This window comes from Actinoplanes sp. NPDC048791 (assembly GCF_040650095.1).
GTDB lineage: Bacteria > Actinomycetota > Actinomycetes > Mycobacteriales > Micromonosporaceae > Actinoplanes.
Genome location: NZ_JBEZGQ010000285.1, coordinates 1 through 8,856 on the forward strand (window position 1 = coordinate 1; position 8,856 = coordinate 8,856).

8 protein-coding genes are annotated in these 8,856 nt (G+C 70.5%); 1 reads left to right on the top strand and 7 read right to left on the bottom strand.

Going from position 1 to position 8,856, the window contains the following annotated elements:
- On the top strand, positions 1-2,766 hold a 2,766-nt coding region (locus AB0C29_RS21220), incomplete at its 5' end, for a glycosyl hydrolase family 95 catalytic domain-containing protein (protein WP_360822558.1).
- 24 nt (positions 2,767-2,790) lie between these two features.
- Here AB0C29_RS21220 and AB0C29_RS21225 read toward each other — a convergent pair.
- The 7 genes from AB0C29_RS21225 to AB0C29_RS21255 all read right to left on the bottom strand — a co-directional run.
- Complete coding sequence (locus tag AB0C29_RS21225; RefSeq protein ID WP_360822560.1) at positions 2,791-2,982, bottom strand: zinc-binding dehydrogenase; 192 nt, start codon at positions 2,980-2,982, stop codon at positions 2,791-2,793.
- Positions 2,955-3,089 carry a hypothetical protein gene (locus AB0C29_RS21230; protein ID WP_360822562.1) on the bottom strand — a complete coding sequence of 45 codons (135 nt, stop codon included), beginning with the start codon at positions 3,087-3,089 and terminating at the stop codon, positions 2,955-2,957. The genes AB0C29_RS21225 and AB0C29_RS21230 overlap by 28 nt, the downstream gene beginning before the upstream one ends.
- Positions 3,090-3,237: 148 nt before the next feature.
- A complete protein-coding gene (heR, locus tag AB0C29_RS21235; RefSeq protein WP_360822564.1) occupies positions 3,238-4,020 on the bottom strand; it encodes a heliorhodopsin HeR in 783 nt (260 codons plus the stop codon).
- 127 nt (positions 4,021-4,147) lie between these two features.
- Entirely contained in the window at positions 4,148-6,598 is a 2,451-nt protein-coding gene (locus AB0C29_RS21240) for a GH36-type glycosyl hydrolase domain-containing protein (RefSeq protein WP_360822566.1), read from the bottom strand.
- 109 nt (positions 6,599-6,707) lie between these two features.
- On the bottom strand, positions 6,708-7,643 hold the full coding sequence (locus AB0C29_RS21245; protein WP_360822568.1) for a cyclase family protein: 936 nt from the start codon (positions 7,641-7,643) through the stop codon (positions 6,708-6,710).
- A gap of 99 nt (positions 7,644-7,742) precedes the next feature.
- Positions 7,743-8,606: a TIGR03620 family F420-dependent LLM class oxidoreductase gene (locus tag AB0C29_RS21250; RefSeq protein ID WP_360822570.1), complete on the bottom strand. Its 864-nt coding sequence runs from the start codon at positions 8,604-8,606 to the stop codon at positions 7,743-7,745.
- Between the two features lie 22 nt (positions 8,607-8,628).
- A partial coding sequence (locus AB0C29_RS21255) for a hypothetical protein (protein ID WP_360822572.1) occupies positions 8,629-8,856 on the bottom strand: 228 nt, incomplete at its 5' end.

The following is an 8,856-nucleotide window of genomic DNA, read 5'->3' on the forward strand; positions in this document are numbered from 1 at the left end:
GTCGCCCGGGCCGGAGCGAAGGCGCCGCCGCAGGTGCTGGCGGCCGGTGACCTCGCGCTCTGGTACGACGAGGCGGCCGGCACCGACTGGCTGCGGGCGCTGCCGGTCGGCAACGGCCGGCTGGGCGCGATGGTCTTCGGCAACGTGGACACGGACCGGTTGCAGCTCAACGAGGACACGGTGTGGGCCGGTGGCCCGTACGACTCGGCCAATCCTCGCGGTGCCGCCAACCTGGCCGAGATCCGGCGGCGGGTCTTTGCCGACCAGTGGACCCAGGCCCAGGACCTGATCAACCAGACGATGCTCGGCAGTCCCGCCGGGCAGCTGGCGTACCAGCCGGTCGGCAATCTGCGGCTGGCGTTCGGCAGCGCCGCCGGTGCTTCGCAGTACCGCCGGACCCTCGACCTGACCACCGCGACCGTCACCACGACGTACGTCCTCAACGGTGTGCGGTATCAGCGTGAGGTGTTCGCCAGCGCTGCCGATCAGGTGATCGTGGTCCGGCTGACCGCCGACCGCGCCAACGCGCTGAGCTTCACCGCCACCTTCGACAGCCCGCAACGGACCAGCGTGTCCAGCCCTGACGGAGCGACGATCGGCCTCGACGGCATCTCCGGCACCATGGAGGGCAAGACCGGCTCGGTGCGGTTCCTCGCCCTGACCCGGGCCACCGTCACCGGCGGTACGGTCAGCAGCTCCGGTGGCACGCTGCGGGTCTCCGGCGCCACCTCCGTCACCTTGCTCGTCTCGATCGGCACGAGCTACGTCGACTTCCGTACCGTCAACGGCGACTACCAGAACATCGCGCGGACCCGGCTGAGCGCGGCCGGGGCTGTCGGCTACGAGCAGCTGCTCGCCCGCCATCTGGCCGACTATCAGAAGCTGTTCAACCGGGTGACGCTCGATCTGGGCCGCACCGCCGCGGCCGATCAGACCACCGACGTACGGATCGCCCAGCACGCCACCACCACCGACCCGCAGCTGTCCGCGCTGCTCTTCCAGTACGGCCGGTATCTGCTCATCTCCTCCTCGCGCCCCGGCACCCAGCCGGCCAATCTCCAGGGCATCTGGAACGAGGAGATGGCACCGTCCTGGGACTCGAAATACACCATCAACGCGAACCTGCCGATGAACTACTGGCCGGCCGACACGACCAACCTGGCCGAGTGCTTCCAGCCGGTCTTCGCCATGATCAAGGACCTGACCGTGACCGGCGCCCGCACCGCCCAGGCCCAGTACGGCGCGGGTGGCTGGGTCACCCACCACAACACCGACGCCTGGCGGGGTTCGTCGGTCGTGGACGGTGCACTGTGGGGCATGTGGCAGACCGGCGGCGCGTGGCTGGCCACGCTCATCTGGGAGCACTACCTGTTCACCGGTGACCTCGAGTTCCTGCGCGCGAACTTCCCGGCCATGAAGGGCGCCGCCCAGTTCTTCCTCGACACCCTGGTCACCCACCCGACGCTCGGCCATCTGGTCACCAACCCGTCGAACTCCCCGGAGCTGCCCCACCACGCGAACGCCAGCGTCTGCGCCGGCCCGACCATGGACAACCAGATCCTGCGGGACCTGTTCAACGGTTGCGCCCGGGCCGCGGAGACGCTGGGCGTGGACGCCGCCTTCCGTACCCAGGTGCTCGCGGCCCGGGACCGGCTGGCGCCGACCCGGGTCGGCTCACGCGGCAACATCCAGGAATGGCTGGCCGACTGGGTCGAGACCGAGGGCAACCACCGGCACGTCTCCCACCTGTACGGGCTGCACCCGAGCAACCAGATCACGCGGCGGGGGACACCGGCGTTGCACACGGCCGCACGCCGCACGCTGGAGCTGCGCGGCGACGACGGCACCGGCTGGTCCCTCGCCTGGAAAATCAACTACTGGGCCCGGCTGGAGGACGGGGCCCGCGCGCACAAGCTCCTGCGTGATCTCGTCCGCACGGACCGCCTGGCGCCCAACATGTTCGACCTGCACCCGCCGTTCCAGATCGACGGCAACTTCGGCGCCACCTCGGGCATCGCCGAGATGCTGCTGCAGAGTCACAACAACGAGCTGCACGTGCTGCCCGCACTACCACCGGCCTGGCCGAGCGGCAGCGTCAGCGGTCTGCGGGCTCGCGGCGGATACACCGTCGGTGCCACCTGGAGCAGCACCGGCGCCGAACTGGTCGTCACCCCCGACCGTACGGGTCCGGTCCGGATGCGCAGCCAGGTGCTGACCGGCGACTTCGAGCTGCGCGACGAGACCAGCGGCACGCCGGTCCAGCCGGCGCGGCCCGAATCCGGGCTCATCGAGTTCACCGCTCAGGCCTGGCACACCTACCGGGCGTCCGCACTCCGGTCGGGGCCGGTGGAGACCGGCGTCCAGTACCGGCTGGTGGCCCAGCACAGCGGCAAGGCCGCCGACATCAGCGGTGCCTCCACCGCTGCCGGTGCCGCCCTGGTCCAGTGGCCGGTCACCACCGGACTCAACCAGCAGTTCGAGTTCCTGCCCTCCGACGGCGGCTACCACCGCGTCCGGGCCCGGCACAGCGGTCTGGTCCTGCAGGTCACCGGCACCAGCGGCGACGTCACCCAGCAGCCCGACACCGGCACCGCCGCCCAGCAGTGGCGGGTGGTCGACCACGGCGGTCAGGTGTGCAGCCTGGTCAACCGGCAGAGCGGCCTGGCCATGGACGTCTGGCAGGCCTCCACCGCCGACGGCGCCCGCTTCTCGCAGTGGACGGTCACCGGGAGCACCAACCAGCGGTTCCAGCTCCAGCGGGCCTGAACCGTCGGGGCTGCTACCCGGTGGTCAGGTCGAGGACGAAGCGGTACCGGACGTCGTTGCGGGCCTGGTCCGCTGCTGCTGGTCGGTGGAGACCACGACGTCGTCGGCGCCCGGGGCGCGGGCTTCGGCCGCCTTGTCCGGGGTACGGGTGAACTGGACGACCTCGGCCCCCAGGTGATGGGCGACCTTCAGGGCCAGGTGACCGAGCCCGCCCATCCCGACGATGCCGACGCGGAGTAGCCGCCCCGGGCCGGCATCCCGTCCTTGGGATCGACGTTGCCGTAGGTGAGCGTCGGGAACCGCTCGCCCGGCTCGGCCGGCACAAATGGACCAGGCACTCCACCGCAGTGGGGCGCTCTGGTCCAGCGCGGCCCATCCGAGGGTGTCCCTCATGAAGTCGCCCGCTGTTCCCCCAGGCCGACGAGACCGCCAAACTCGACGTCATCACCGCGGGCCAGCGGGCCGGCGTGCTCAGCCGGCCAGCGATCCGGCGAAGATCTGCCAGGCCAGCAGGGACTTGGCCACCAGGCTGAGGACCAGGTAGGCCTTCTCGCCGTAGGCGTAGTCCGCCCACCGGCCGACCTCCCGGTACTGCAGCCACTGGTTCAGTCCGAAGCTGAAGAACAGCACGGCCTGGACCCCCACGATGCCGTACACGAAACCGGGTACGGTCTCGGACCCGGCGACGTTGAACCCGATCGAGATCCACGGTGTGAGGCCGACGATCGTGCCGAACCAGAAGGGCAGCATCGTCGTGCGGCGGCGGCCGGGTGGGTTCATCAGTTCCTGCAGCCACCCGAACAGGATCATCCCGGCGTTGGCGCCGGCGACCGCGATGACGGCGTTGATGCTCGCGATGCCCGAGTAGAAGCCGATCAGGATGACCATCAACGTGGCGCTCACCGAGTACTCGACCCACCGGAACCGGTTGATGCCCCGCCGCAGGTCACGCTCGTAGGTGCGGCGCGCCACGGTCCCGGTCAGCAGGTGGTCGAGCGCCGCCAGGAGCAGGAAGGCCGCGATGGCCCATCCGATGGGCACGTCGAACAGCGCCTGCGGGGTGACGGCCGCGGTCCCGGGTGGTCCCTCCGGGACCGACGACGTCACGGTGATCGCGAAGCTGCCGGCGAGCAGGACGACGGCCACCGCCTGGGCCAGGTGCAGCAGGGTCAGGGCGAGGTTCCACCTGCGCAGCCCGGCGAGGCGCTGCTCGGTGACGCCGGAGGCGGCCGGCATCGGGTCCTTGGTCGGCACAGGGGTCACCTTCTCTCGCGATGATTACGCTCGGCAGCCGCGCCGTGGATGCGCCCGCGTCGCCGGATGCGCGGCGGATCGCGGGCGACGGTCCTCGACGCGGCGCCGGTCAGTGCTCATCTCGGAGTCAGCCTTCGATGACAGCTTCCACGTCAACCTCGGTGCCGGGCGCGGCGGGCGGCAGCACTGTGCCCTCCACTCGCTCACCGTTGACGAGCAGGTGGGTGACCCGGCCGGTCACGCCGGCCGGCTTGTCGACGGAGATCCGGTAGGTGGCGCCTCGGAAGGACCGGGTGACCTGGAAACCCGGCCAGCTCGCCGGGAGCACCGGGTCGACGCGCAGCCCGGTCAGTTCCGGCCGGACGCCGAGGATCCACTGGGTGACGGCGACGAAGTTCCACGCCGCGGTGCCGGACAGCCAGGAGTTCTTGGCCTCGCCGTGGGCCGGCGCGTCCCGGCCGGCGATCATCTGCGCGTACACGTACGGTTCGCAGCGATGCACCTCGCTGATCGCCTCCCGGGCGGACGGGTTGATCCGCTGGTAGTAGTCGAAGGCGCGGTCGCCGTTGCCCGCCATGGCCTCGGCGATCATGATCCACGGGTTGGTGTGGCAGAAGATGCCGGCGTTCTCCTTGTAGCCGGGCGGGTAGGAGGAGATCTCGCCGAGCTCGATCCGATAGTCGGAGTACGCCGGCTGCTGCAGGACGATGCCGTGCGGGGTGGCCAGCCGCTCGGCCACGCTGTCCAGCGCCCGTACGGCCAGCCCGTCGTCGAGGCCGACGCCGCCCAGCACGCACATGCCCTGCGGCTCGATGAAGATCTGCCCCTCGTCGTTCTCCGCCGAGCCGATCGGACGGCCGTAGAAGTCGTACGCGCGGCGGAACCAGGCGCCGTCCCAGCCGTGCTCGACGATGACGCCGGTCATCTTCTCGGCGGCGGCGCGGTACTCGGCCGCCTCGTCGTCCAGCCCGCGCAGCTCGGCGATCGCGGCCAGCTCCTTGCCGGCCAGCACGAACTGCCCGGCGATGAAGACCGACTCGGCGGCGCCGCCGGTGGCGTTCTCGGTGGTCTGGAACGGCTCACCCGGGGTGTCGGAGAAGCAGTTGAGGTTGAGGCAGTCGTTCCAGTCGGCCCGCCCGATCAGCGGTAGGCCGTGCGGGCCGAGCCGCTCCCGGGTGTAGCGCAGCGACCGGCGCAGGTGCTCGTACAGCGGTGCCTCGCTGCCCGGTGCGTTGTCGAAGGGCACCGGCTCGTCCAGGATCGTCCGGTCACCGGTCTCCTTGAGGTACGCGGCGACGCCCAGGATCAGCCACAGCGGGTCGTCGTTGAAGCCCTCGCCGATGTCGTTGTTCCCCCGCTTGCTCAGCGGCTGGTACTGGTGGTACGCCCCGCCGGTGGTCAGCTGGGTGGCGGCGATGTCGAGAATCCGTTCCCGGGCCCGTTCCGGGATCATGTGGACGAAGCCCAGCAGGTCCTGGTTGGAGTCGCGGAAGCCCATGCCGCGGCCGATCCCGGACTCGTAGAACGACGCCGAGCGGCTCATGTTGAAGGTGACCACGCACTGGTAGGCGTTCCAGATGTTGACCATCCGGTCGGTGTCCGGGTCCGGGGTCGTCACGCTGAAGGTGCCGAGCAGCCGGTCCCAGTAGGTGCCGAGCGCCGCGAAGCCCTCGGCGACCGTCTCCGGCCGCAGCCAGTGCTCGATGACCGGGCGCACGTTGCGCTTGTTGAGCGTCTGCGATCCCGGGGGGTCGAACTTCTCGGTGCGTGGGTTCTCCGCGTAGCCGAGCACGAAGATCACCTCGCGGGTCTCTCCGGGCGCAAGGCTCAGCCGTACGTGGTGACTGCCGATCGGTGCCCAGCCGTGCGCCACCGAGTCGAAGGCCGCGCCCTGCTCCACCGCCGCCGGCTGGTCCCAGCCGCGGTACGCGCCGAGAAAGGTGTCCCGCTGGGTGTCGAAGCCCGCCAGTGGTTCCGAGCAGGCGAAGTAGGCGAAGTGGTCACGCCGTTCGCGGTACTCGGTCTTGTGGTAGATCACCCCGTCGGCCACCTCGACCTGGCCGGTGGAGAAGTTGCGCTGGAAGTTGGTCGCGTCGTCCTGCGCGTCCCACAGGCAGAACTCGACCGAGGAGAAGAGCGAGAGCTCGGCCGCCGTGTCGCGGTCGTTGGTGACCCGGCACCGCCAGACCTCGAGGGTCTCGCCGAGCGGCGCGAAGTACAGCGTCTCGGCCCGGATGCCGCCCCGGGCGGAGGCGATCCGGGTGTACGACAGGCCGTGCCGGCACTCGTACTCGTCCAGGGAGCTGCGCGTCGGTTGCCAGGTCGGTGACCAGAAGTCCCCGGTGGCGTCGTCCCGCACGTACAGGTAGCGCCCGCCGAGGTCGAACGGCGCGTTGTTGTAGCGGTACCGGGTGAGGCGGCGCTGCCGGGCGTCGCGGTAGAACGAGTATCCGCCCGCGGTGTTGGAGATGATGCCGAAGTACGCCTCGGTGCCCAGATAGTTGATCCACGGTAGTGGCGTGTCCGGCCTGTCGATGACGTACTCGCGGCGCTCATCGTCGAAGTGTCCGTAGCGCACGGGGTCTCCTCCCTGCTTGGGCGTCAGCACCCCACGATGGCTTGGGAGCGCTCCCACAGCACGATGCTATGGGTGAAGCGGGACACACGCGACCCCTCGGAGTTCCGGATCAGAACGTGGCGATGGGATTGACCGGGCTCCCGGACGTACCGGCGAAGCGGACCGGAGCGACCGCGAGGTGGAAGTCCCACTGGCCGAGCTCGGCCGCTGTCGTCGCGCACGCCTCCAGGTCGCAGTTGTCGAGCAGCCACAGACCCATCGCGACCAGGCTCACGGCGTGCACCGGCATCAGCACGTCCGCGTACCCGGACGGCTGGACGTCCTGCGGGGTGTCGGCGCCGATCAGGGCGACCCCGCGTTCCCGCAGCCACGGCAGGCAGGATGCGTGCCAGCCGGCCTGGGTGATGCCGCCGGCCGCGCCGTTCTCGTGCCGGAAGCGGCCGTACCCGGTCCGCAGCAGGACCGCATCGCCGGGCTGCACCCGCACGCCCTGGCGACGCTCGGCCTCCTCCAGATCTTCGGGGAACACCCCCTGGCCCGGTTCCAGCCACGGCACCTCGCGGGCCTGCGCGATGTCCAGCAGGACACCGCGCGTGACGATCCCGTTCGCCGCTGCCGTGACGGCCGCCCACGCCGACCCGGTGGTGGCGTCGACCGAGGAGTGCGAGCGCCCGTTGTACATCTTGCCGTCCCAGAACAGGTGGCACGGCGAATCGACGTGGGTGATGGTGTTGCCGTGGAACATGATGCCGAGCCGCTCGTTCGAGAAGCCCCAGCGCCGGTCGGCGTGGAAGGCGGCCGGCATGTTCTCGGCCCCCGGCATCTCAGCGGCGCACGGGCACGCCGTCGTCGACCGTTCCATGTCGTCCGGTACGGCGACCTCCCACGCGCACGACACACTCCGGCCGTGGCGCACGGCTCGGGCCGCCGCCAGCCGGACCTCGTCGGTGATCAGGTTCAGTGTGCCGAGCTCGTCGTCGTCACCCCACCGCCCCCAGTTCGACAAGGTGTCGAAGTACCCCAGCACGTCGTCCTGTGTGGTCATCCCAGCATCAACCCTTCGGTCATCGGCGTTTGCATCTGACCGCTGGGACGGAGCCGCCGCGCCGGGCTCGACATCCCGGCGGGACTTTTCTCGAAGAAATCAGATCAGGATCGCGGCCAGCGCCCGGAACGCCTCGGCTGGGAAGGTGGTGGCGTCGCCTCCGTTGAGGACCTGGATCGCCACCTCGTCCGCGCCCGCCTGGAAGTGCTTCTCGATGCCGGCGGCGACCTGTTCGGCCGTACCCCAGGGGATGAGGGCGTCGACCAGGCGGTCGCTGCCGCCGCCGGCGAGGTCCTCGTCGGTACAGCCGAACCGGCGCAGGTTGTTGGTGTAGTTCGGCAGCGAGAGATAGCCGGTGGTGTACTGCCGGGCCGTCGCCCGCGCCGCGGCCGGGTCCGCCTCGAGCACCACCGCGACCTCCGGGGTGAGCAGCCGGTCCGGCCCGATCGCCGTCCGGGCCTCGGCGGTGTGCTCGGCCGGGGTGAAGTACGGGTGCGCGCCGGCCGCACGGTCGGGGGAGAGCGTCAGCATCCTGGGCCCCAGGGCGGCCAGGACCCGCTGCTCGGGTTCGTGTCCGGCCGCGTCGAGGGCGTCGAGATACTCCACCATCTTGGAGTACGGCTTGCGGTAGTCGGTGCCGTTGCTCTCCACGAGGACGGCGTGGCTGGCGCCGAGGCCGAGCAGGAACCGCCCCGGGTGGGCGCGCTGCGCGTCCTGGGCGTACGCCGCGACCTCGGCCGGTGACGAGTGCCAGATGCTCACGATGCCGGGGGCGACCCCGATCCGCTCGGTCCCGTCGAGGATCTCGCGGTAGCGCGGAGGTACATGCTGGTCGAAGCCGGCCGAGAACCAGATCCGCGAGTAGCCGAGCTCCTCCAGCTCCTTCGCGGCGGCGACGGCCGCGTCCGGAGTCGGGCTCTCGAGGAAGTACGGCTGCCACACGCTGACGAGTCGCTGGGTCATACCGCAACAATACGTGCACCGCTCAGGCGTGGGCGACGCCCGCTATCTGGGTGTTGAAGGTGACGAACGGGCTGTGCAGCCGATACGGCTCAAGGTCGACGCGGGTGAAGCCGGCCGCACGTACCAGGGTGGCCAGGTCCCGCTCGCAGGAGCAGCCCTCGAAGGTCCAGGCCCACGGCCGGCGCAGCGCTCGCTGGAGCGCGCGCGTCGGCGTGCCGGCCGGCGATCCAGGGGTGGGTGGGCGCGTACC